We start from the raw sequence: 25,856 nt of genomic DNA on the forward strand, positions 1-25,856 counted from the left end.
ATTCTTAAAAACATACTAATTTTATCAAAAAAAATATGTGATTTCAATAATTTTCATTTTCTTTCAATAAAATTTCATAGACATTTAAAAATAATAAAAAGGCCTTGCTCTTTCGAGCAAAGCCTCTTCATTTCAGAACTAAAATCGTTAGTTCATCGCTAAATGAATGCGATTTTGTATATTTTATTCTTCACGTTTTTTACGTTTTACAACCAAACCTAGACCTACAAGACCAAGCGCAGCACCAAGTGCAGCAACTCCAGATTTAGATTGTTCACCAGTATTTGGCAACTCAGGACCTTTAGGTTTTTCTGGTGTTGGTGGTGTTACCGGCGTTGGTGGTGTTGGTGGTGTTGGCGGCGTTGGCGGCGTTGGTGGTGTTGGCGGTGTTGGTGGTGTTGGTGGTGTTGGCGGTGTTGGTGGTGTTGGCGGTGTTGGCGGCGTTGGTGGTGTTGGCGGCGTTGGTGGTGTTGGTGGTGTTGGCGGTGTTGGTGGTGTTGGTGGTGTTGGCGGTGTTACCTTGTTGTTAAACTCAGTATCTTCAGGCATTTGTGAAGTAAGGGTCAACACTTTACCATCCTTAGTTACAGTAACTCCAACAGTCACTACCATCTTGTCATACTCAACTCCAGCCTCTGTACCTTTCACTTCTTCTACATGATAGATATGAGTGCCTTCTTGACCACGTTTGAACTCAAGAGCTGAGAACTTGATCTTACCTTCTGCATCGTTACTTACAGTTTCAATTACGTTGCCATCTTTGTCTTTCAATACGAAGCTGAATTCTCCAGCTTTCAACGCACGTCCTTCCAATTTCTTCGTGAAGTTGAATTCAACTTTTACTGGGATATTAACAACACGTTTTTCAGTTGGTTTTTCTGGTTTTTCAACTGATTTCTTAGTTGGATCATATTGGTGAACAATTTGAGAAGCTGTATTTTCAATATCTACACCTTCCTTAGCAGTGTCCTTGATATGTGCAAGAATATCAAACTTATAGTAACGACCAAACGCTAGCTTAGTAGTATCAATTACTTGTGTATCTTCCGCATCACCGAGTGATTTAGTCAAATCAACCTTAGACGTAGCAGTAATAACACCATCTTCAACCTTGATATCGAACTTGTCAGTCACATCAGCTCCAGTTACTGAATCGTAAGCCTTAATTTCAGATACATTAACATCCAAGTTTTCGTTGTCATATTTATCTGTAATTCCTACAGATTGAATATTGTGACCTTCTTTGAATTTAGTTGTATCCAACCATACTTGGTAAACAACCTTATCACCTTTATGGAGTGTTTGAGTATTGATATTTTGCTTTTCATTATTATCAACATTGTCCACATATGGATCTTTGTTGGTATCAGCTACTTTATCAGTCAACTCTTTATCATCATCCAGAAGTTTAGTTCCAGTAATATCAAATTTTTCTTCATTAAGAATATATTTTTCTGGGTTAAACTCAGGAGTTTCTGGTGGAGTCACACGGTTGTTAAATTCTTTATCCGCAGGTTTTGTCACGTTTGTGATCAAGGCTTTCGCAGTACCGTCATGAGATACTGTTACAGTTACTTCTGCTTTCATTGTATCGTATGATACAGTTGCGTCTGTACCCTTAACCTCTGTTACAGTGTACTTGTAAGTACCTTCTTGACCCTTCTTGTATTTAAGGGCAGTAACAGTTTCACCAGCTTTATTAGTGTAATCTACTGGAGCAAACTTGATCTTACCAGCCGCATCATTGGTTGCAGTCGCAATCACAACATTGTCGCTGTCTTTCAACTCGAATCTGAATTCGTTAGCTTTCAGTTCACGACCTTCCAATTTCTTAGTGAAGTTAAATTCTACTGAGATTGGAACACTGTTGACACGTTTTTCAGTTGGTTTGTTTGGTTTTTCAACAGTCTTGCTTACTGGGTTGTAGTAGTTAACGACTTGTGCTGCCTTGTTTTCAATATCTGCACCAGCTACGACATCATCTTTCACTGTTGCTGGGATATCGAACTTGTAGTAACGTCCGAATTTGAATTTAGTTGTATCGATCACTTGTGTGTTTTCAGCGTCGCCAAGTGACTTCGTGAAGCCATCTTTCAGGTTAGCTGTCAGAACACCATTGTTATCAGAGATATCGAATTTCGTCGTAACATCTGCACCAGTAACGGAATCGTAAACCTTGATATCTGAAGCATTAACAGTCAATTTATCCTTGTCGTAGTTATCTGTGATTCCTACTGTTTGGATATTATCTTTGTTGTTTGCGTCAAATTTAGTTGTATCCAACCATACTTGATAGTAAAGTTTTTGACCACGTTCAACTGGTTTCGTATTCAAATTTTCATCTTCGTTGTTGTTAGTTGTATCCACATATGGGTTTGTATTTGTTTCACCATATTTATCTGTCAACTCAGAATCGTCATCAGCGAGCTTATCACCAGTGATATCATATTTCTCTTTAGAAACAACGTATTTCTCTGGTTGGAACTTAGGTTCTTCTGGAGGAGTAACTGTATTGTTGAACTCTTTATCAGCAGCATCTGTTACGTTGGCAACAATTGCCTTTGCTGTACCATCATGTGATACAACTACTTTAACAGTAGCAACCATTGTGTCGTATTTGACAGTTGCATCTGTACCAGGAGTTTCTTCTACTGTGTAGTTGTAAGTCTTACCAAGATCATCACGACCGAACTCAAGAGTCTTGAAGACAATCTTACCAGCAGCGTCATTCTTCACGCGTTCAACTTCAACGCCGTCTTTCTTCAATACGAATTCGAATTCGTTGGCTTGAAGTTTACGACCTTCCAAACGTTTAGTGAAGTTCATTTCCACTGGAACTGGAACGCTGTTGACACGTTTTTGTGTTGGTTTTTCAGGTTTTTCAACTGTCTTGCTTACTGGGTTGTAAACGTGAACTGTTTGGTTGGCTGTATTTTCAATATCAGCACCAGCTTTAACAGATTCTTTCACAGTTGCTGGAATATCAAATTTATAGTAACGTTCAAACTCGAACTTAGTTGTATCGATAACAGGAGCATTTACTTTATCTTTGATAAATTCATCTTTAGAAGTTGCAGTGATTTTACCATTTTCAACTTTGATGTCGAATTTATTGGTTACTTCTGCACCAGTTACTGAATCATATGCTTTGATGTCCGCTGCATTGACGTCCAATTTATCAGCGTCGTATGTATCAGATACACCAACGTATTGGATGTTGTTCGCTTCAGTGAATTTAGTCGTATCAAGCCATACTTGGTAAACCAATTTAGAACCACGTTTAACTGTCTTGGTATTCAAGTTTTCTGGTTCGTTGTTAGTTGTCTTGTCTACATATGGATCCGCATTTGTTTCAGTGTATTCATTTGTCAACTCATCGTCGTCATCCATCAACTTGTTACCAGTGATGTCATATTTCTCTTTAGAAACGACAAATTTTTCTGGTTGGAATTCTGGAGTTTCTGGAGGAGTAACTTTGTTGTTGAATTCTTTATCTGCAGTACCATCAGTAGCCTTACCGTTGGCATCTTTACCACCAGTTGATGTAACGTTTGTAACAGTTGTCAATGAGTGACCGTTCTTAGCAACTTCAACTGTAACAGTTGCTTTCATTTGGTCGTAAGTCATTCCAAATTCTTTATCTGCAGGAATCACTTCTTCTACTGTATACGTATGAGTACCAACTTTTGTATTGTCGAATGACAGTTCTGAGAAAGTTACGTTACCAGCAGCATCATTTTTCACTGTTTCAACTTCGTGACCAGCAGCATCTTTCAATACGAAGCTGAATTCACCGGCTTTCAATTCACGTCCAGCCAACTTCTTAGTGAAGTCAAATTTCGTTACAACTGGAGAAACCACATAGTTATTGAAGATTTTATCATCATTACTTGCGCTAAATCCACCTTCTGAACTGTATTTAACTGTAGCTTCCAAGTCCCCCTGAGTGTTCTCAGTTACATTGACAGTCATGGTAACTGTCATTGAATCATAATCTACATTTGCATCAGAGCCCTTTTGTTCAGTGATCTTGTATTTATAAGTACCAACTTTGTTAAAGGAAAGCTTGCTGAATGTAGCTTTTCCATCTTTATTGCTAACTGTTTCTTCATGTTTGTCAGGTGTACTTTTCTCTTCTGTTAATTTGAATGTAAACTCACCGTCTGTCAAGACACGTCCGTCCAATTGTTTTTCAACTTCCGGAGTCACTTCAACTGGATTTTGTTTGACGTAGTAATAAATTGGTTGTTTGTATGGTGTTAATGAGTTGAGCAAGTCAACGTTTGTACCGATTCCATTAATTCCACTTTCCAATTGATAATTTGGAGAAAGATGACCGATCTTATCTCCCAAGAATGGTACGAATACAGTTTTCTTAGGTGTGAATCCTGGTGCTGTTTGGAAGTCAAATGGAAGTTCTCTACCATTTGGATATTCTGTTTTTGCTCCAGTAAAATAATCTGTTACTGTGTACGGAATAGTTGTAAGATGTGATATCTTATATACTAAATCTTCTTTATTATAATCACCTGGTTTAATCGGTTTTGTTTCTGCAAGCAACATGTAACCGTCTGTACTTAATGAACCATCAGAACGTTTGCTTTGTTGTTTTGGATCAAGAAGATAAACACGAACGACTACAGTTCCATCTTCGCCGACGATTTCTTTAATACGTTTAATTCCTGCACGCTCAGCGTCCATAAATTTAGTACCGACTTTGTATGGGCGACTTACATAGCCTGATTTATCGTTTGCATCAGCTGTTTGATACAACTTGTAGCCATCAAATTGACGCTCACCTGATGCTGTAAAGCTTTGTCCTTCCATAGCTTTAAGAGTATATCTAGCTAGGTCTACTTCATTACCATTTGGTACATAGTCTTGAACAGTTTTATCTGTCTTATTTGCGTTGAATGTCGGATTGTTTTTATCAACTACTCTATAGTAAGTTGTTTTTTCAACTGCATCTGGGATTTTTACATTTGAATCGGTAACTGTACGACCGTTATAAACTGGTTCTAAAACGTTTAAAATATCTGTTGTCGTACGAGCGTTATAAACCGCAGTATAAAGAGCTTGTTCAGCAGGTGTAAGGTTATGACCTGGTGCGACTAAATCTGTGATGCTCTTTCCAACTTCATAACCATTTTGAATAAATGGCTGAGTTGTTTTACCTCTTTCAGCAGTACCAGCTTGATAATCTACTTGGAACGTTAATTGACTATTAGACGCTGTTGTAGTAGTTGTGAATTTTTGAACACCACTTGTAGCTGTAACTGTTTTTGTTTCTACGACATTACCAGTTGTTTTATCAATCAATTCAACTGTTGTATCTGTAGATTCATCAAATCTCTTATAAGCACGTGCATAGTATTTTGTACCATAACGATTATTGAATTCAGTTAAATCCCAAACCGCATATGTATAGTAATCACCTTCTTTTCTTGCATAACCAGAAGGAACAGTTTGTGACTCAACCTTAGCTCCATTTGGATTTGTGATATCAGGGGCAACAGTTTCACCGTCTTTTAGATATGTACTAACACTGACTGGTTTAGAGTTGTGATCTCCAGAAACTGCATCTTCAGTTGTAGCACGACGATTACGAACTTTAGGTTTATCACCTTCTGAAATAGCTGGCTTAGTTTCTTCAGCTTTTTCAACCGGCTTAGCAGTTTCCTTATTAGCAACCTCAGTCTCAGTTAAAGCAGGTTTTACCTCTGATGCTTTTTCTGAAGTAGTAGCTTCAGATTTAGCTTCTTCTACTTTAGACTCAGAAGTAGGTTTTGCTTCTTCTACTTTATTTTCTTCAGCAAGCTCAGCTGTTGGAACATTTGCTACAACATCTTGTTCCTTTTTAGAGGAATCCTCACTTCTGACATCCTTTTTCACCAACTCAGTTTTTTCTTCAGAAGCTGGTTGTGTAGGAAGCTCAGAAGCTTGAACTGCACCACCATTAGCCATCAAAAAGCTAAGAGTTGTCCCTAAAAATACAGATGCAACACCTACCTTATATTTTCTCAAAGAAAAACGTTGTTGTTCCTTTCTTATCATATGGATAAGTTCTCCTTTTATATATTTCACTAACAGAAGGTAATATTTCTAAAAATCTTGTACCCTATGAACAATAATTGAAAGCTAGAATTTACCCACTTTAGCATTTCCATCATATCAAAAAATCAATATTAATTCAATTAACTATACACTCTGGAAAACGCTTTCTTATGGATTTTAACAGTTTTTTTAGCTATCTATAATTTATAATATATATTTACATGTATGCATAAATCATTCCTTATATACAAGATCTTTTTATTTATTATATTTATTTTTCTAAATATTTCAATTTGATTACATTTTAATGATTGTGAAAACCTTATCATTGTTTTCATAAATAAAAAAAGATTCTCCAAAGAGAATCTTATTTTTTAAATCGCTTCTGTGACAAAACTTCTGCTTTCTAATACTTTTAGCATGGCATCTGCTGTATCCAAAGCTGTAAAGAGAGGCACCCCATGTTCGATAGCTGAACGTCTGATTTGCTCTCCATCTTCATCGGCTGTCCGTTTGGTACCAACAGTATTGATGATAGCTTGAATTTTTCCTTTGCGGACATAGCTTGGGATATCGTGTTCATCATCACCAATCTTACCAACGAGTTGGGCTTGCAATCCATGACTTGCAAAGAACTCAGCTGTTCCTGCAGTTGCAAGGATTCCGTAGCCAATATTTTGGAAACGACGCGCCAATTCCAAGGCTTCTTCTTTTGCATCGTCTGCGATGGTAAAGACAACATTCCCAAAGGTTGGCAAGTGGAGGTATGAAGCTTCAAAAGCTTTATAGAGGGCTTTTTCAAGAGTGGTATCAGACCCCATAACTTCCCCTGTTGACTTCATTTCAGGACCAAGAAGGCTGTCTACCTTAGCTAGTTTAGTAAAGGAGAAGACTGGTGCCTTGATATGGACGCGAGTACTTTCTGGGTAAAGTCCATCTTGGTAACCAAGTTCTTCGAGACTTTGACCAAGAATCAACTTAGTCGCTACCTGTGCCATTGGGATATTGGTTACTTTAGAAAGGAATGGAACAGTACGGCTAGCACGAGGGTTTACTTCAATGACGTATACTTTCTCATCCTTGATAACAAACTGAATGTTCATCATACCAAGACAGTTGAGGCCAATTGCAAGACGTTTAGTGTAGTCCGCAATCGTTTCTTGAACCTTTTGAGACAAGGTTTGTGGAGGATAAACCGCCATGGAGTCACCTGAGTGGACACCAGCGCGTTCGATATGCTCCATGATACCTGGAATGAGGACATTTTCTCCGTCTGAGATAGCATCGACTTCACACTCTTGACCAACGATATAAGAGTCAACAAGAACAGGGTGGTCTGGACTGGCCTTAACCGCAGTACGCATATAAGAGCGAAGGTCTTCTTCATTCTCTACGATTTCCATAGCACGCCCCCCTAAGACATAAGATGGGCGAACGAGAACTGGGAAACCAATTTTACGTGCAGCAAGTACTGCTTCTTCTTCATTGGTTGCTGTTTGTCCAGGAGGTTGTGGAATATCCAAGTCTTTGAGGGCTTGTTCGAAGAGGTCACGGTCTTCCGCACGGTCCAAGTCCGCAACTTGCGTACCAAGGATAGTCACCCCAGCTTTTGCTAAGGGCTCCGCAAGGTTGATAGCTGTTTGACCACCAAATTGAACAATAACGCCTTTTGGTTGTTCAAGATCAATGACATTCATAACATCTTCGAATGTTAATGGTTCAAAGTAGAGCTTGTCAGACACAGAGAAGTCTGTTGAAACGGTTTCGGGGTTTGAGTTCATGATGATAGCTTCGTAACCAGCAGCTTGAATCGCCTTAACAGAGTGAACTGTTGCGTAGTCAAACTCTACCCCTTGACCGATACGGATTGGACCAGAACCCAAGACTAGAACGGATTCCTTATCAGATTTGATAGATTCATTTTCCCAACCATAGGTTGAATAGAAGTAAGGAGTTTCTGATTCAAATTCTGCGGCACAAGTATCTACCATCTTGTAAACTGGGACAATCTTGTTTTCCAAACGTAGTTGGCGAACTTGGTCAGCTGTAGTTCCCCAGAGTTCTGCGATTTTACGATCTGAGAAACCATTGAGTTTTGCTGTTTTTAGGACTGCTACATCTTGTGGATGTGATCCTAACTCTTGCTCAATCTCAAAGATATGCAAGAGTTTATCAAGATAGAAGATATCAATCTTAGTCAAGTCAGCAATCTCTTCTGGTGTATAACCACGACGAATGGCTTCTGATACGTAGAAGAGACGATCATCCTGTGCTTTGACAACTTTTTCAATCAAGGCATCATCTGAGACTTCTGCAAGTTCAGGCATTTCATTGTGGTGAACTCCAATTTCAAGTGAGCGACAAGCTTTAAGGAGAGATTCCTCAATGTTACGACCGATAGCCATAACTTCTCCAGTTGCCTTCATCTGGGTACCGAGACGACGTTCACCCTTTTCAAATTTATCAAATGGGAAACGCGGAATCTTAGCAACAACGTAGTCAAGGGCTGGTTCAAACATAGCATAAGTTGAACCTGTAACAGGGTTAATAACCTCATCCAATGTCAAACCTACTGCAATCTTAGCAGCCAATTTAGCGATTGGGTAACCTGTCGCCTTAGAAGCAAGGGCAGAAGAACGAGATACACGAGGGTTTACTTCGATGACATAGTACTTAAAGCTATTTGGATCAAGAGCCAACTGAACGTTACATCCACCTTCAATCTTGAGAGCGCGGATAATGCTCAAGCTGGCGTCACGAAGCATTTGGTTTTCATAGTCTGACATGGTTTGTGCTGGGGCAAATACGATGGAGTCTCCTGTGTGAATCCCAACTGGGTCAAAGTTTTCCATGTTACACACAACAAGGGCATTGTCAGCTGAGTCACGCATGACCTCGTACTCGATTTCCTTGAAACCTGCAATAGAACGCTCAATCAAACACTGGGTAACAGGTGACAATTTCAAACCATTTTCAGCAATTTCACGCAGTTCTTCCTCGTTGGCACACATACCACCACCAGTACCACCTAGAGTAAAGGCAGGACGGACGATAACTGGGTATCCAATAGTCGCAGCAAAGGCAACAGCTTCTTCAACTGTATTTACAATTTCTGATTCTGGAATCGGTTGTTTAAGCTCTTCCATCAATTGTTTAAAGAGATCACGGTCCTCAGCTTGGTCAATGGCAGACAATTTAGTCCCGAGAAGCTCCACACCAAGCTCATCTAAAATCCCGTTTTTAGACAATTCCATGGCCATATTAAGCCCTGTTTGACCTCCAAGAGTTGGAAGTAAAGCATCTGGACGTTCCTTACGGAGAATACGAGTCACAAACTCGAGTGTGATTGGCTCGATATAAACCTTGTCTGCAATTTCCTTATCAGTCATGATGGTTGCAGGGTTGGAGTTTACCAAGACAACCTCGTAACCTTCCTCTTTCAAAGACAAGCAAGCCTGGGTTCCAGCATAGTCAAACTCAGCAGCCTGACCAATAATAATTGGACCAGAACCAATCACCATAATTTTTTTGATATCAGTACGTTTAGGCATTTATAAGATATTAAGGGCGTCAAGCGGACAAAGCTAAAATAGGAGTTATGACGAAGAACTGCTAGTTCTAGGAATAACTATCTTTTTAGCTTAGTCCGTAGCCCGTATTCAGTTCAGCAAATACGGACCACCCTTCTCCTTTCTATTCGTCGCCTCACAGGGCGACATTAAATAAATTCTCCGACGATTTTACACTCGTCATTAATTTGTTTGTTTGAAGGCTTCCATCATCTCGATGAACTCGTCAAATAGATAACTTGCATCATGTGGTCCAGGAGCTGCGTCTGGGTGGAATTGCACAGAGAAACCTGGTTGGTATCTGTGACGTACACCTTCAACTGACTTATCATTGATTTCTTCGTGGGTAATTATCAAGTGATCTGGTAAATCCTCACGGCTAACGGCGTAGCCATGGTTTTGACTAGTGAAATCCACGCGCCCAGTTGCAATTTCACGAACTGCATGGTTGAAACCACGGTGACCAAACTTCATCTTGTACGTCTTAGCTCCATTTGCCATTGCAAAGAGTTGATGCCCCATACAAATACCAAAGATTGGAATCTTCCCTAGAATACCACGAATCATATCAAGTGCTTCCGGTACATCTTCTGGATTTCCCGGACCGTTTGATAACATAACTCCGTCAGGATTCAAATGTAGGATTTCCTCAGCTGTAGTTGTGTATGGAACTACAGTCACATTACAATCACGTTTTGAAAGTTCTCGTAAAATAGAATGTTTAAGTCCAAAGTCTACTAAAACAACACTCAAACCAACTCCTGGAGCTGGATAAGAAGTCTTGGTGGAAACTTGTCTGATATTATCAGTTGGCAAAACAGTTGCTTGAAGTTGATCAGCAACATGATCCATACTGTCTCCAGCGTGTGTCAAGGTTGCTCGCATGGTTCCATGTTTACGGATAATCTTTGTAAGCGCACGTGTATCAATTCCTGAAATACCTGGAATTTTCTTAGCTTTCAAGAACTCATCCAGCGTCATTTGATTCCGCCAGTTACTTGCTCTACGTGCCTCTTCGAAAACTACAACTCCCTTACAAGTAGGGCTGATAGATTCGTAGTCATCACGGTTAATCCCATAATTCCCTACCAGTGGATAAGTGAAGGTCAAGATTTGTCCATTATAAGACTGGTCTGTAATGGATTCTTGATAACCTGTCATCCCTGTGTTAAAGACGATTTCCCCTGTTACATCAATATCTGCACCGAAGGCTTTACCTTCAAAAACTGTGCCATCTTCTAAAACTAGAAGTCTTTTTGTCATATTCTCACCTCTCGTGGACGCTCACTGGCGTCTTTTAACGTTTTGTGTCTTATTTGGCTTTTCTACTTGCCAATACGGATTCTAAGATTGCCATTCGAACAAAGACTCCATTAGTCATTTGTTGGACAATACGTGACTTTGGAGCTTCAACCAAGTGGTCAGCAATTTCTACATCCCGATTTACTGGAGCTGGATGCATAATGATTGCTTCTTCTTTTAAGCGATTGTAGCGTTCTTGGTTCAAGCCATGTTGAGCATGATAGCCTTCTTTTGAAAAGACGGCTCCACTCTCGTGGCGTTCATGTTGGACTCGAAGCAACATCAGAACATCCACCTGGTCAACAATCTCATCAATGGTAACAAACTGGCCATAGTCAGAAAATTCTTGGCTTCTCCATTCCTCAGGTCCTGCAAAGTAAAGTTCAGCTCCCAAACGTTTCAAAATCTGCATATTGGATTTGGCAACACGTGAATGATCCAAGTCTCCAGCAATCGCGACCTTTAGTCCTTCAAAATGTCCGAATTCTTCGTAAATTGTCATTAAATCAAGCAGACTCTGACTAGGATGTTGCCCTGAACCGTCGCCACCGTTGATAATCGAAGTCGTGATCGTCGGACTCGCAATCAATTCTCTGTAGTAATCAACTTCAGGGTGACGAATAACGCAGACATCTACACCAAGCGCTGACAAAGTCAGGATGGTATCATAGAGTGTCTCACCCTTGTTGACTGAACTTGTCTTTACATCAAAGTCAAGTCGTTCCAATCCTAGTTTAATCTCTGCAACTTCGAACGATTTATGCGTTCTTGTCGAATTTTCAAAGAAAAGATTGGAAACAATGGGATGGTCTTCGTAAGGCAACTGAGCTCCATTCTTAAACTCAATCCCTCGTTTAATCAATTTCATAACCTGATCCACAGTGAGATCTTCCATGGACACCACATGGTTGAGTGCTTGTTGATTTTCTGACATGGCTACTCCTTTAGCTATTAAGCTTCTTCAGTAATCAAAACTCTATCTTGGCCATCAAGTTCTGTCATCTCAACGATGATTTCTTCAGAACGACTGGTTGGAATATTTTTCCCAACGTAATCTGGTCGAATTGGCAATTCTCTGTGTCCACGGTCAACTAGCACCGCAAGACTCACGCGCGCTGGACGACCGTGTCCAACAATGTTATCGATAGCAGCTCGAATTGTACGGCCTGTATAGAGCACATCATCCACCAAAATGACTTCGCGGTCTGTCACATCGACAGAAATCAATGAAGTATCCTCACCACTTTTAACATCGTCACGGAAAGGTTTAGTATCTAATTCTACAACAGGAACAGAGATATTTTCCAATTGTTCCAAACGTTCTTGGATACGGTGAGCAATAAAGACACCACGTGTTTTGATACCCGCTAAAATGATTTTATTCAAATCTTTATTGCGTTCGATGATTTCATAAGTGATACGCGTAATTGCTCGCTTGACGGTTAATTCGTCTACAACTTCTTTTGTCTTCATGACAAACCTCCAAAAAGAAAAGTCTCCTTTTTCAAGGAGACTTGAGAATGTATAACTAAGCGAGCCTTACTGTAAACAGTATAGACTTACCCTTCTACTTTATCGAGCTCCTTGCCTGCCTCACGGGACAGGTTTAAAGGAATATTTTATTGTCCTTACTATATCACAAAGCCTAGTTCAAAGCAAGTAAAAACATTCAATACTCGGCCTTATAAAGAACTAAAATCGTACAACTGTGGATAGTGTTCGCATTCTGGATTTTTCGGATGGCAAATAGCACGACCAAAGTAAATCATAGCCTGATGGGCTGCCAACCATTCTTCTGGTGGCAAGACATCCATGACACGTTTTTCAACTTCAAGTGGCGTAGCTGATTTTTTAACAATATCATGGTGTTTGCAGATACGTTCTACGTGAGTATCAACTGCAAAAGCTGGAATACCGAAACCTACACTCAAAACTACGTTAGCTGTTTTACGGCCAACTCCTGCCAAACTCTCTAATTCTTCCCTAGTCTGAGGGACTTGGCCATCAAAATCGTCTAGTAACTGCTGGGCACATTTCTTAAGAAACTTAGCCTTATTGCGATAGAGACCTAGACGAGAAATATGTTTAGAAATTTCACTCTCGCTTGCATCTGCCATAGCTTGAGGCGTTGGAAAAGCTGCAAAGAGGCCTGGTGTGGCCTTGTTGACCGCAGCATCTGTCGTCTGAGCAGATAGCATAACGGCAACTAAAAGTTCAAAATGATTGCGAAAATCTAGACTTGGTTTCGCATCAGGAAAAAGAGCTATGATTTCTTCTATGACATGACGAGCACGTTTTTTGGATAAAACCATCTACTCATCTCCGTTAAACAGCCCTTGCAACCCTGCAAAAGGACTATTTTCTTCTTTCTTAACTGCTTGTTGAGCTTGATATTCTTCCTCAGACATGATTTGCCAGTCATTTCCAGAGACAAAACCCTGACCAGCTTCTTCTTCTGCTGTTAAGACCTTTATTGGAATATTTAGCAAGATATTATCAGATACGCTCTCAGAAAGGTCGATTTCACCATTTTCAATCGGTAATACTAAGTCATCATCTAGAACTTCTTGGTCCAATTGATTGGTAGCACCTTCCATAAAGACTTCTGTCACTGGGTAAGACTCTTTCAATTCTACCGGCTCCATACTGCGGCTAGAAGCTAGAACGATTGTATAAGACAAGAGATAGTCTAGGAAAAACATACGGTCTTCATACTGGACTTTTCCTACTGCGACAATATCTTTTACATTTAAAATTTCTTGATTACGTTTAAGTAAGTCAGCTGACAAGTCTAGAGGTTGCTCAAAATACAAACCCTCAGGCTGCTTACGGATTTCTTGAATATTTAATTTCATACTTCCTCCATAAAGATTTACTCCCTTGATTATACCATGAAAGGAGGTCAAGTAAAGCCTCTAAACTTTTAAAACATCTTTCTGCGTTTTTTGATATATTTATTATGACAAATATATTTTTTGTGCTATACTATCGGCATTAATACATGAGCAAAGGAGGACGCTAATATGGAAGACAAAGCTCTTTTAAAAGAAGCTTATCGACTCGTTTCAAAATAAATCAAACAATACAAAGTTGTAAACAGGGATTGCCTGATGATCTACGCTTACAGCAAAATATAGACGAAATTCTCAGAGCGCTTAAAAAAGCTGAGAAAGTAGACAACGCCATCTTAATTGAACTGGAATCTTTTTACCAACGGACTAGCCTTTTGATTGGACTTGGTAGTCTAAAACTAAACAATCAAGCTCGCACTGCTTGGCGAAACTATGACAAGTTTCATTACGATCAAGTTAAGCACGTTTTGACACTCTATGGACCTGTTTTTGGGTTTTAAAAATAGAGGATTTTCTAGCTTAATCTTGACAAATTTTCTCAAAAAGAGTATGATGATTGCAATAATATTCGGAGGTAAGGGAGACATGAACAACTAAGTCTATCAAATAAAGAACCTTTATTTAGTAGATCTTGTTTCTGTCTCTTTTTTGTGTGCTCTTTTTCTGCTGGATTTTCAGCCCTTTTAAAAGAGTTTTTTTGACATAGACGATTGGCTCTACTAGGTAAAGTAGACCTTTTTGTTATGCAATATGGACATTCTAGAAAGGGCAATAATATGATAAACATCAATCATCTGACCATTACACAAAACAAAGATTTAAGAGACCTTGTTTCCGATTTAAACATTACCATCCAAGACGGAGAAAAAGTCGCTATTATAGGCGAAGAAGGAAATGGAAAATCAACCTTACTTAAAAGTTTAATGGGAGAAAAATTAGCTGATTTCTCTATCAGGGGAGAAATCCAATCTGACCTTCAGTCCCTAGCCTACATTCCCCAACATCTCCCTGAAGAACTGAAAAAAAGATCTCTGCAGGACTACTTCTTTTTGGATCCTGCTGATTTAGACTACAATATCCTCTATCGTTTTGCGGAGGAGTTGCACTTTGACAGCGACCGTTTTGCTAGCGACCAAGAAATTGGCAGTCTATCAGGGGGCGAAGCTTTGAAAATTCAGCTCATCCACGAGTTATCCAAACCTTTTGAGGTTCTATTTTTAGATGAACCTTCAAATGACCTAGACCTTGAGACGGTTGATTGGCTAAAGAGGAAGATACAGAAGATGAAGCAAACAGTTATTTTCATTTCCCATGATGAAGACTTTCTTTCTCAAACGTCTGATACTATCGTCCACTTGCGACTGGTCAAGCATCGGAAAGAAGCGGAAACGCTAGTCGAGCATTTAGACTATGATCGCTATAGTGAGCAGAGAAAGGCTAATTTTGCCAGGCAAAGCCAGCAAGCTGCCAACGACCAGAGAACCTATGACAAAACCATGGAAAAACATCGCCGAGTTAAGCAAAATGTAGAAACTGCACTTCGAGCTACCAAAGACAGTACTGCTGGTCGCCTATTGGCTAAAAAGATGAAAACTATTCTCTCTCAAGAAAAACGCTTTGAAAAGGAAGCTCAGTCCATGATCCAAAAACCACTTGAAGAGGAACAAATCCAACTTTTCTTTTCAGATATAGAGCCATTAGCAACTTCTAAAGTCTTAATTCGACTGGAAAAGGAAAATTTGTCCATTGGTGAGCATGTTTTAGCTCAGGAGTTACAACTAACTGTCCGTGGTCAAGATAAAATCGGCATTATCGGTCCCAATGGCGTTGGCAAATCCACTCTTTTAGCAAAGTTACATCAACTACTAAGTGGCAAAAGAGAGATTTCGCTTGGTTTTATGCCACAAAATTACCAAGAAACACTGCAATTGGCTCTATCGCCAGTAGAATTTCTCAGCCAAACTGGACACAAAGAGGAAATACAGAAAATCCAATCTCGCTTAGCCAGTCTTAATTTCAGCTATCCAGAGATGCACCAGCAAATCCGCTCGTTATCTGGCGGCCAACAAGGCAAACTCCTTCTTTTGAATTTAGTTCTGCGAAAACCAAACTTTCTCCTTCTGGATGAACCCACACGAAACTTTTCTCCAACTTCTCAACCAGAAATTAGAAAACTCTTTGCTAATTATCCTGGTGGTCTTGTCACTGTTTCGCATGATCGACGTTTCTTAAAAGAAGTCTGTAGGAGTATCTATCATTTAAGCGAAAATGGGTTGGAAGTCGTTGATTTACAAGATTTATAACTGTAGAAAATAGCAAACATCCAGAGAAAAACCTCTGGATGTTTTTTACATATTTTTCAAACGTTCAATCCGCTCTGAAATGGGCGGATGAGTATAAAATAGTTTTTTCAAGAAACCTGGTTTTTGAGGATCATTGATATAAAGGGCACTACTAGCATCATCTACATGATGACTCATGGGTTGACTATTGTCTAGTTTAAGGAGGGCATTGATCATCCCCTGAGGATTGCGTGTTAATTCCACACTTGAAGCATCCGCTAAAAATTCTCGTTGGCGAGAGATAGCTAACTGCACCAAAGTTGCTGCAAGAGGTGCTAGAACGATGGCTAGGAGAGAAACAACTAACATAATCACTTCAATTCCTCCACCATCACGGTCATTACTTCTACGACTACGACTAGCTCCACCCCACCACATCATACGACCAGCCATACTCGATAAAAGAGTGATGGCACTAGCAAGAGCAACAGCAATAGTAGAGATTCGAATATCTAAGTTGCGAATGTGACTAACTTCATGCCCGATTACTGCCTCTAACTCCTCACGATTCATAATCTCTAGAAGGCCTGACGTAGCAGCAACAGCAGCATTTTGAGGATTCGAACCGGTGGCGAAGGCATTCAAACCCGGGTCATCAATTACATAAACTCGTGGCATAGGAATCTGTGCCACCATTGCCATATCCTCGACAACATGATAGAGAACAGGTTCTTCGTTTCTATCAACCTCACGCGCACCATTCATACTCATGACAATCTCTGTAGATTGAAAAATCATGGTCAAGGCATAGATGAAACCGATAATCATAGCTATGGTCACGCCCCAGATACCTGAGTTCATGAACAGAAAACCAACCGCATAACCAACTATGGCTAGCAAAAGAAAGAAGACAATTAAAAGAATCCAAGTTTTACGTTTATTACTAGCAATTTGTTTGTACAGCATCTTAGTCACCTAAACCATTAAAATCAACTCTAGGCACAGCCTTTTCTTCTTCTGGAGTTTGAAGGAAATCCGCTGCCTTGAAGCTAAATATAGCTGCAACCAGATTACTTGGGAAAGTTTCTAATTTAACATTGTAGTTGCTAACGACACTATTATAGAGCTGACGTGAATAAGAAATTTTATTTTCTGTGTTAGTCAGTTCTTCTTGTAAGTGAGCAAAATTGCTACTAGCCTTCAAGTCAGGATAATTCTCTGCAACCGCAAAAATACCAGTTACCTGACGAGTCAGTGCATCACTAGCTTTCATGGCTTCTGCAGGTGTAGTTGCTGCAGCTACTTGTCTACGGAGTTCAGTCACCTTTTCTAGAGTAGAACTTTCGTATTTAGCGTAACCTTTTACTGTTTCAATTAAGTTTGGTAAGAGATCATTTCGACGCTTCAACTGAACATCAATCTGACTCCAAGCTTCCTTGGTCTGCATACGATTTTTCACCAATTTATTATAGCAGTCAATTACCAAGAAAATAATTAGAGCAAGAAGTCCATAAAAAATCCAATTCATCATAAAGCTCCTTTCTGCCTTTTGATTAGTACAAGTATATCAAATTTCCATGTTTTTGTGGTAAAATAAGATGATATACAAGAAGGATATAACTATGAAACCAGAAACTTTTTACACACTACTTGCTGAACAGAATATTAATCTTACTGACCAGCAAAAAGCACAATTTGAGCACTATTTTGAACTCTTAGTCGAGTGGAACCAAAAAATCAACCTGACTGCAATTACTGAAAAGGAAGAAGTTTATCTTAAACACTTTTATGATTCCATCGCTCCTATCCTACAAGGGTTGATAGAAAACCAAGAAATTAAGTTACTTGATATTGGCGCTGGTGCAGGATTCCCAAGTCTTCCTATGAAGATTCTCTACCCTCAGCTAGATGTGACCATTATTGACTCTCTAAACAAGCGAATCAACTTCCTTAATCTCTTAGCCCAAGAATTAGGGTTAGAAAATGTTCACTTCTACCATGGACGTGCAGAAGATTTCGGTCAAGACAAGAATTTTCGTGCTCAGTTTGATATCGTCACAGCTCGAGCAGTTGCTCGTATGCAAGTCTTATCTGAATTAACCATTCCTTTTCTAAAAGTTGGTGGCAAATTACTCGCACTCAAGGCAAGCAATGCACCCGAGGAATTGACAGAGGCAAAAAATGCTCTTAACCTTCTCTTTAGCAAAGTTGAGGACAACATCAGCTATACTCTTCCCAATGGAGACCCTCGTTACATAACAATAGTAGAAAAGAAAAAAGAAACTCCAAATAAATACCCAAGAAAAGCAGGTTTGCCAAATAAACGCCCACTTTAGAATGATTAATCGGACATCTGCCAAAATCAACCTCGCTTTCTTATTTCTAGGCTCGGGAAAAAATGATTTACAAAATCATACCTCGCTTTCTTATTTCTGGGCTAGGGAAAAATTCGTTTACAAAACGAATTTTTTCTGCTATACTATCCTAAGCAAAGGTTTTTAATGTCATCCCGTGAGGTGACGAAGACGCAGATATACATAACATTCATTAAAATGTGGTCAATTATTTTTTAATGAAGTCTTACTCTGAGAGCCTATTGCTGTAAAATAATGGGCTCTTTTTTGATGCCCAAAAGTGAGGTATTTATGAAACAAGAATCAACTGTTGATTTGTTATTAGACGTCGACCAACGTCCTTCTGCTGGTAAGGGAATTCTTCTCAGCTTCCAGCACGTTTTTGCTATGTTTGGTGCAACAATTTTGGTCCCACTGATTTTGGGAATGCCTGTATCCGTTGCCCTCTTTGCTTCAGGGGTTGGTACCCTCATCTATATGATTGCAACAGGTTTTAGAGTTCCTGTTTATCTTGGTTCTTCTTTCGCCTTTATTACAGCCATGTCACTTGCCATGAAAGAAATGGGGGGTGATGTATCTGCTGCTCAAACAGGGGTTATCCTGACTGGTTTTGTTTATGTCCTTGTTGCTGCAAGTGTTCGCTTCGCAGGTACAAAATGGATTGATAAACTCTTGCCTCCAATCATTATCGGACCAATGATCATCGTTATCGGTCTTGGACTTGCAAGTTCTGCTGTAACCAACGCTGGCCTTGTCGCAGACGGCAACTGGAAAAACGCTCTTGTATCCGTTGTTACTTTCTTGATTGCTGCTTTTATCAATACGAAAGGAAAAGGTTTCCTTCGTATTATTCCTTTCCTCTTTGCCATTATCGGTGGATATCTCTTTGCGCTAGCGCTCGGCTTGGTTGACTTCACTCCTGTTCTTCAAGCTAACTGGATTGAAATTCCTGGCTTCTACCTACCATTCAATACAGGTGGTGCCTTCAAACAATACGACCTTTACTTTGGTCCTGAAACAATCGCCATCTTACCAATCGCTATCGTAACCATTTCTGAACATATCGGTGACCACACCGTTCTAAGTCAAATCTGTGGACGCCAATTCTTGAAAGATCCAGGTCTTCACCGCACCCTTCTCGGTGATGGTATCGCAACTTCTGTTTCTGCCTTCCTTGGTGGACCAGCAAATACAACTTACGGTGAAAATACAGGGGTTATTGGTATGACTCGCATCGCTTCTGTCTCTGTTATCCGTAACGCTGCTTTTATCGCTATCGCCCTTAGCTTCCTTGGTAAATTTACTGCCTTGATTTCTACAATTCCAAACGCTGTACTTGGTGGTATGTCAATCCTTCTATACGGGGTTATCGCAAGCAACGGTTTGAAAGTCTTGATCAAGGAACGTGTTGATTTTGGTCAAATGCGTAACCTAATCATCGCAAGTGCGATGTTGGTACTTGGACTTGGTGGAGCAATCCTTAAACTTGGACCTGTTACACTTTCTGGTACTGCTCTCTCAGCTATGACAGGTATCATCTTGAACTTGATCTTGCCATACGAAAACAAAAATTAAATATTTAAATATCTAAACATAAAAAATCCACTTAAATAAAGAGTGGATTTTTTATGACCTTTTTGGAGTCTGTTTCTTTTCTAACATTAAATCCTTCAAAGAAATAATAGTCACAGCCAGTAAAATCATTGCCATACCTAGAAAATCTACAGGATAAAAAATATCTCCCATAATCATGAAGGCAAAAAATACTGCAGAGATGGGCTCAATCGAAGCTAGAAGGCTAGACTTGACTGGTCCAATCATACTGGCACCTTTAAGAAAGGCAGTATAGGCAAAGACCGTTCCTATCAGAATGATTCCTGCAAAAGCTAGAAAGATATCAAAAGATAAGGGAATACTAGCCCCGATAATCCCTGTAAAAGGCACTGCTAGAAAACCTGAGATCATCATTCCCACACCGATGACCAAAATACTCCCCCACTTTTGAATCAAATTAATGGGTAAAATGATATAAAGAGCATAGGTCAGAGCTGAGAATAAGCCCCAGAAGAGTCCAGCTGGTGTCATAGAAAGCTGATCCAACTGCCCATGGGTTGCAATGAGAAAGGTCCCACCTATAGCCAAAATCATAGAAATAATTTCAGCTATAGAAGGCGTTACCCTATCTTTTATACAAGTATAAGCTAAGATTCCAACTGGACAGACATACTGTAAGACCGTCGCTGTTCCAGCATTTGTCTCCTGAATAGCTGATAAATAGGCCAATTGATTTAAAAAGAGCCCAAACAAAGAAAATGACAAGAGAGAAAACAGACTTGATTTATCTTTTAGAAAAGATATGAATTGCTCCTTAGACTTGATATAGGACAAAAGAACCAAAAGGAGTCCTGCAATAATCAAACGGATATTGGTTAAAACAAGAGCAGAAATTCCATGAGCCATTAAGTATTGACCGCTAGTCCCTGATAGACCCCATGCGATACCTGCAATCACTGTAAAAAGAGTTCCTTTTAACGCTTTAGACATGGGCCCTCCTTAGTCTGCTTCACGAATCAAGTCCATGACCTGATTACGATCGAATATCCACTGAGCACGCTCATCTTTCTCATAAGTTCGATTAGATAAAAAGATTGCCGCCTCTTGTTTCTGTCGATTCCACATGATAAAAGTTCCAGTATAACCTGTGTGATCCAGCCAATCACCTTCTACATTCCAAGCCAATGAACGTTCCTTGTCATCCAAGTCTGAATAATTTTGACTTAAGTCTTCAGCAAAGGAATCCTGTAAATAATGCTCTAGGAAGATTTTTAAATCATGAACAGTTGAAAATAAACCTGCACTCCCAGCGTGTCTACCTAGTAAACGCGCCTTGGGATCATGTACCACTCCTGCTTTCTGTCCACGAACCGTTGGAACAGCACTGCTAACTGGACCAAACCGAGTTTCCTTCATTCCCCAAGGATTCAAAACTTGCTCTTGTAAAATCTGATCCAAATCCTTTTCAAAATAAGATTCTAAAAGAAAACCTAGTAAGAGAAAGTGCACATCTGAGTATAGAAAAGCTCTTTTCTCTCGACGATTCAGATGAAACATAGCTTCTTTCAATTCTTCTGCATTCAACTGGTCACGATTGGGAATATAAGGGTCCAAGTCTGTGGCATGAGTGAGGAGTTGTCGAATGGTGATATCTGGGTAATCCGCCTCTGGTAGATAAGCTGTTATGGACTGGTCTAACTCGATTTTTCCTTCCTTCCACAAGAAAGTTAAAACCGTCCCAACTCCAACGACCTTGCTCACACTTGCTAAATCATAGACCAACCCTTCACGCGTCTTCTCACCAATTTCAGGATTTGCTTTTCCTAGATACCAGTCTGACCAAACGCCATCCTGATAATACGCAAAAGAGGCACCAGGATAAATCCCTGCCTCAATTTGTTGCTCTATTTTTTGAATGATTTTTTGTTTCATACTGCTTCAAACCACAATTCGACATTGTTGGTATCCTTAGTTAGGAAGAACTTCTCAGATTTAGGAATAAAGTAACCTGTAGCTTCAAAACGTTGGCGAAGACTTGCTAGGTCAAGTTCTTTCACTTGGAATTTCAACATGGACAAGTCCCAAGTTACATTATTTTCAACAAGTAAATCACCGCCTTGAGCTTCTCTAAAAGCGATTCGATTTTCGATTTCTTCTTTTTCAAGTAGGCTGCTTGTATCTTCTGGCAAGTTAACTTCCACTGAGATTTCAAACGCCGTCAAATATTGCATGTTCTCGTCTTTTGAAAAAGTGAATTCATCTTCAACCTTTTCCAAATCTCTAATATCATCTTCCGCATGGACAAGGACACAATCGCCTTCTGGAGAAAGAACCTCAAAAGCATATCCCTTGTTTCCTTTATAGAGTTGAGGAAGCTTTTCCGTTCTAGCTAGTAGCGCTTCAATCTCAGATGGATTTTCTACTTTTACAATCAATCTAGCTAATTTTTTTACCCCTTCAACCTTACGGCTTCTCATACTTGGTGATTCTTCTAAAACTAACTTTTCAATGCCTGATTTGTCTCCTAATGATAAGAAGGCTGACTCTTCAAGTAAGGGTTTCATACCCAAAGTCTCAATATAAAATGATTCATTTAAATTTCTATTATTTACCTTTAGCGTCGGGATCATACGCATAATTTGATTTACAATCATAAATTCCTCCAACATTTTTATTTTAAAGGATTTTATGATATTTTACAAGTTATTCAATAAAAAACTTTAACTATATTAACTCTTTAAATAAATCAACCCCTTCTGTCAGTAGAAGGGGAAGTTATTTATTTTTACTAAAAATCCTGGTTTAGTTTTTCCATGAGAGTTCTGCCTGAAGACCATAGTGATCGCTAACTTGAGGACTTTGTTTGCCATCGAAAACTACTTGCAGACGCTCTACCTGAATATCTTTACTTGTAAAGACATAATCAATTCGTAGAGGTTCAGTATTTCCTTTCCAACCATCAATTTCAGGCGGAACAGTATAACTACCACTTCTTTCTTTTGCAACTTCAAATGCATCTTGTAAGTTTAGTGGACTAGCTAAAATAGCTTGGTAGCCCTCTTGGCCTGCAGGATTATTAAAATCACCTGCTAATAAGAGAAGCTTATTTAATTCTTTCAGAACTGCTTCAAAACGCGCCCATTCCTCTTGGAAGCCTTTATCCCACCAAGAGAGATGCACACTCGCAACAGCAAGTTCTTTACCTTCAACTACTGTTTCTGCTAAAGCAACTCGTCGTGTGTGGTAATCTGTCGGATCATCCACATCTGAAACTAAAATTTCACGCACTTCAATTGGTGTTTTAGATAGGATTGCAACACCTTCATGGTAACGATCATAACCAATATGGTTATAAGCCCATGTCCAATAGTATTTGAGTCCTTTTGCAGCTAATTTCTCTACCATAAGGCGGACATAGTGGTCTTGGTGAATCAGTTCTGCTGAAGGTAACGGATGATAAAGTGGACCAGCCTCTACTTGCTCGGAGGTGATTTCTTGGTTAATTTCCTGAAAACAAATTAAATCATACTTGTTTTCAAGTATATCTTGCAACAAGAGCTGAAATTTTTCTTCAGGATCTTTTTCCATCCAACTATGAGTATTAAGGGTTAAAAACTTCATGCTTTTCTCCTATAAACAAGAGGTTGGAAAAATACTTCCAACCCCTAATCGATTACAATTCTACTTTAGCAACTGGTGTTTTAGCTGCAAGAGAACCTGTTTGCTCTAATTTAACTGATTTAATTGCATCGCCATTTGTAAAGACAACTACAGTTGTAGTTTCACGACCGGCTGCTTGAATAGCACCAAGGTCAGCTTTGACTAAGAGATCACCAGCAGCTACTGCTTGGCCTTCAGAAACCTTCACATCAAATGGTTTTCCTTCAAGGCTTACAGTATCAAGACCGATGTGAACAAGTACTTCGAGGCCTTCTGCAGTCACAAGACCAAGAGCATGTTTAGTTGGGAAGATACTTGATACAGTACCTGAAACTGGAGATACAATGTTTCCATTTGCTGGTTCCACTGCAAATCCATCCCCCATCATTTTTTGTGAGAAGACTGGGTCTTTCACTTGTTCCAATTCAATCACTTGACCATCAGCAACTGAGTAAACTTCTTCCGTCACACCTTTGTATACAACAGCGCCTTTTTGAGAAGCTGCCATTTGACTTGGAAGAGTTTCAGGAATCACTTCACCTGAGTCAAGAAGGTCTTGGATATCTGATTTCAAAACGTCAGCTTTAGGTCCGTAGATAGCTTGGACACCTTGTCCTTTCATGACAAGTCCCATAGCTCCTTCAGCTTTCCATTGTTCTTCTGTTCCAACTTTTTCAGCATCTTGTACAGTAACACGAAGACGAGTCATACATGCATCCACATCAACGATGTTCGCACGTCCACCAAGAAGATTAATGATATTGACAGCTTGAGAAGCTTCTGCAACTTTTGACTCACCAGAAGCAGCAGATTCTGATGAACCTTCAGCAGTTTCGTAGTTTCCGTTACGTCCTGGAGTAGCATAGTTGAATTTTTGAATCATAAAGTTGGCGATAAAGTACATGATAACTGCAAATAGTGCTGTTACCCAGATAAAGTTAATGATATCCATACCAAGACCAGCATTGATAGCTAGTGGAGTACGAGTCAAGAATTCAATTGAACCGAATGAGTGCACACGAAGGTGAACAATATCAGCCATAGCAAAGGCAGCACCTTGAACAACAGCGTAGACAAGGTAAAGAGGTGTTGCAACGAACATGAACATATATTCAATTGGCTCAGTAACACCAGTCAAGAAAGTTGCAAGAGCTGTCGCAATCATCATACCTTTGTATTGGTGTTTCTTGTCTGCTTCAACATTACGGTAAATAGCAGCAGCCACACCCATTAAAATACCGAATGAACCAATCATTTGTCCAACTTTGAAACGAGCTGGATGAACTGTATCTAGCAATGTTTGGTATTGACTAGCATCAGTACCTTTAAGGTTTACAAGGTCTGTTACCCATGCAAGCCAAAGTGGATCTTGTCCAAATACTTGAGTGCCTTTTGCTGCACCAGTTAAAATATCGTAAGTACCACCAAGAGCTGTATAGTTCATTGGGATAGTCAACATATGGTGAAGACCAAATGGCAAGAGCAAGCGTTCCAAAGTACCATACAAGAATGGTGCAAGAACTGGTGCTGTTTCTTGTGAATTAGCAATCCAGATACCGAAGTTATTAATACCTGTTTGAACAACTGGCCAGAAAGCTGAAAGAAGAATTGCAGCGATTGCTGAGCGAAGAATAACTACAAATGGTACAAAACGTTTCCCGTTAAAGAATGAGAGGGCATCAGGAAGTTTACGGAAATTATAGTATTTGTTAAAGGCAGTTGCCCCTACAAAACCTGAGATAATCCCTACAAACACACCCATGTTAAGAGCTGGAGCTTCAAGCACACTGATGAAATAATCAGAAACCTTGATAGAGTTACCAAAGAGTGTTGAAACCATAGCGTTAGGATCTTTCAACATATCACTACTTACACTAAAGATTGTACCAGTGATGCGGTTGATAAGAATAAAAGCAAGCCCAGCGGCAAAAGCACCGCCAGCACGTTCTTTAGCCCAGCTACCACCGATAGCAAGAGCAAATAAGATATGTAGGTTACCGATAACTCCCCAACCAATTTGCTCTAGTACGCCACCAGTAATAACTAGGGGAGCAAGGTTTGGGTCAATCAATGCAAGTGACTTACCGATTGAAATCATCAATCCAGCCGCTGGCATAACAGCGATAACCACCATTAGAGCCTTACCGAATTTCTGCCAAAACTCGAAAGACAAGACATTTTTGAATGTAGCTTTCATCATTCAAATCTCCTTTATATTTATTCGGCAAA

At 39.7% G+C, this 25,856-nt stretch carries 17 protein-coding genes and 1 pseudogene; 4 read left to right on the plus strand and 14 right to left on the minus strand.

Features of this window, described 5'->3' with window-relative positions:
• Window positions 1–183: 183 nt before the first annotated feature.
• From ACXYSK_RS03990 to ACXYSK_RS04020, 7 genes are all read right to left on the minus strand, one after another.
• Window positions 184–6,054, minus strand: a complete 5,871-nt coding sequence (locus ACXYSK_RS03990) for a Spy0128 family protein (protein ID WP_458625122.1) — start codon at window positions 6,052–6,054, stop codon at window positions 184–186.
• 374 nt (window positions 6,055–6,428) lie between these two features.
• Entirely contained in the window at window positions 6,429–9,605 is a 3,177-nt protein-coding gene (carB, locus tag ACXYSK_RS03995; protein ID WP_458625123.1) for a carbamoyl-phosphate synthase large subunit, read from the minus strand.
• Between the two features lie 201 nt (window positions 9,606–9,806).
• Complete coding sequence (locus tag ACXYSK_RS04000) at window positions 9,807–10,886, minus strand: carbamoyl phosphate synthase small subunit (RefSeq protein WP_414307134.1); 1,080 nt, start codon at window positions 10,884–10,886, stop codon at window positions 9,807–9,809.
• Window positions 10,887–10,935: 49 nt separating this feature from the next.
• Window positions 10,936–11,859, minus strand: coding sequence for an aspartate carbamoyltransferase catalytic subunit (locus ACXYSK_RS04005; RefSeq protein ID WP_458625124.1), 924 nt, complete (start codon window positions 11,857–11,859; stop codon window positions 10,936–10,938).
• Window positions 11,860–11,876: 17 nt separating this feature from the next.
• Window positions 11,877–12,398: a bifunctional pyr operon transcriptional regulator/uracil phosphoribosyltransferase PyrR gene (gene pyrR / locus ACXYSK_RS04010; protein ID WP_000850019.1), complete on the minus strand. Its 522-nt coding sequence runs from the start codon at window positions 12,396–12,398 to the stop codon at window positions 11,877–11,879.
• Window positions 12,399–12,607: 209 nt separating this feature from the next.
• A complete protein-coding gene (gene nth / locus ACXYSK_RS04015) occupies window positions 12,608–13,237 on the minus strand; it encodes an endonuclease III (RefSeq protein WP_458625125.1) in 630 nt (209 codons plus the stop codon).
• Entirely contained in the window at window positions 13,238–13,780 is a 543-nt protein-coding gene (locus tag ACXYSK_RS04020; RefSeq protein WP_458625126.1) for a YceD family protein, read from the minus strand.
• A gap of 168 nt (window positions 13,781–13,948) precedes the next feature.
• Here ACXYSK_RS04020 and ACXYSK_RS04025 point away from each other — a divergent pair.
• Window positions 13,949–14,277, plus strand: a pseudogene (locus ACXYSK_RS04025) (helicase BlpT).
• Between the two features lie 243 nt (window positions 14,278–14,520).
• Complete coding sequence (locus tag ACXYSK_RS04030) at window positions 14,521–16,080, plus strand: ATP-binding cassette domain-containing protein (RefSeq protein WP_458625127.1); 1,560 nt, start codon at window positions 14,521–14,523, stop codon at window positions 16,078–16,080.
• A gap of 45 nt (window positions 16,081–16,125) precedes the next feature.
• Here ACXYSK_RS04030 and htpX read toward each other — a convergent pair whose 3' ends face one another.
• Both htpX and ACXYSK_RS04040 read right to left on the minus strand, forming a co-directional pair.
• Window positions 16,126–17,025, minus strand: a complete 900-nt coding sequence (htpX, locus tag ACXYSK_RS04035; RefSeq protein ID WP_458625128.1) for a zinc metalloprotease HtpX — start codon at window positions 17,023–17,025, stop codon at window positions 16,126–16,128.
• A gap of 1 nt (window position 17,026) precedes the next feature.
• Window positions 17,027–17,587 carry a LemA family protein gene (locus ACXYSK_RS04040; protein ID WP_458625408.1) on the minus strand — a complete coding sequence of 187 codons (561 nt, stop codon included), beginning with the start codon at window positions 17,585–17,587 and terminating at the stop codon, window positions 17,027–17,029.
• A gap of 94 nt (window positions 17,588–17,681) precedes the next feature.
• On the opposite strand from ACXYSK_RS04040, the gene rsmG reads away from it, so the two are divergent.
• Both rsmG and ACXYSK_RS04050 read left to right on the plus strand, forming a co-directional pair.
• On the plus strand, window positions 17,682–18,395 hold the full coding sequence (rsmG, locus tag ACXYSK_RS04045) for a 16S rRNA (guanine(527)-N(7))-methyltransferase RsmG (RefSeq protein WP_458625129.1): 714 nt from the start codon (window positions 17,682–17,684) through the stop codon (window positions 18,393–18,395).
• Between the two features lie 309 nt (window positions 18,396–18,704).
• On the plus strand, window positions 18,705–19,988 hold the full coding sequence (locus tag ACXYSK_RS04050) for a uracil-xanthine permease family protein (RefSeq protein WP_458625130.1): 1,284 nt from the start codon (window positions 18,705–18,707) through the stop codon (window positions 19,986–19,988).
• 51 nt (window positions 19,989–20,039) lie between these two features.
• Here ACXYSK_RS04050 and ACXYSK_RS04055 read toward each other — a convergent pair whose 3' ends face one another.
• The 5 genes from ACXYSK_RS04055 to ACXYSK_RS04075 all read right to left on the minus strand — a co-directional run bounded on the left by ACXYSK_RS04055 (window position 20,040) and on the right by ACXYSK_RS04075 (window position 25,827).
• Window positions 20,040–20,957, minus strand: a complete 918-nt coding sequence (locus tag ACXYSK_RS04055) for a DMT family transporter (RefSeq protein ID WP_458625131.1) — start codon at window positions 20,955–20,957, stop codon at window positions 20,040–20,042.
• Window positions 20,958–20,966: 9 nt separating this feature from the next.
• On the minus strand, window positions 20,967–21,899 hold the full coding sequence (locus ACXYSK_RS04060) for a serine hydrolase domain-containing protein (protein WP_458625132.1): 933 nt from the start codon (window positions 21,897–21,899) through the stop codon (window positions 20,967–20,969).
• Window positions 21,896–22,621: a CppA N-terminal domain-containing protein gene (locus ACXYSK_RS04065; protein ID WP_458625133.1), complete on the minus strand. Its 726-nt coding sequence runs from the start codon at window positions 22,619–22,621 to the stop codon at window positions 21,896–21,898. Before ACXYSK_RS04065 ends, ACXYSK_RS04060 begins: the two co-directional genes overlap by 4 nt.
• Before the next feature lie 148 nt (window positions 22,622–22,769).
• Window positions 22,770–23,588, minus strand: a complete 819-nt coding sequence (locus ACXYSK_RS04070; RefSeq protein WP_458625134.1) for an endonuclease/exonuclease/phosphatase family protein — start codon at window positions 23,586–23,588, stop codon at window positions 22,770–22,772.
• 52 nt (window positions 23,589–23,640) lie between these two features.
• A complete protein-coding gene (locus tag ACXYSK_RS04075) occupies window positions 23,641–25,827 on the minus strand; it encodes a PTS transporter subunit IIBC (protein ID WP_458625135.1) in 2,187 nt (728 codons plus the stop codon).
• Window positions 25,828–25,856 lie beyond the last annotated feature (29 nt).

It is taken from the genome of Streptococcus sp. V919, from assembly GCF_054353475.1.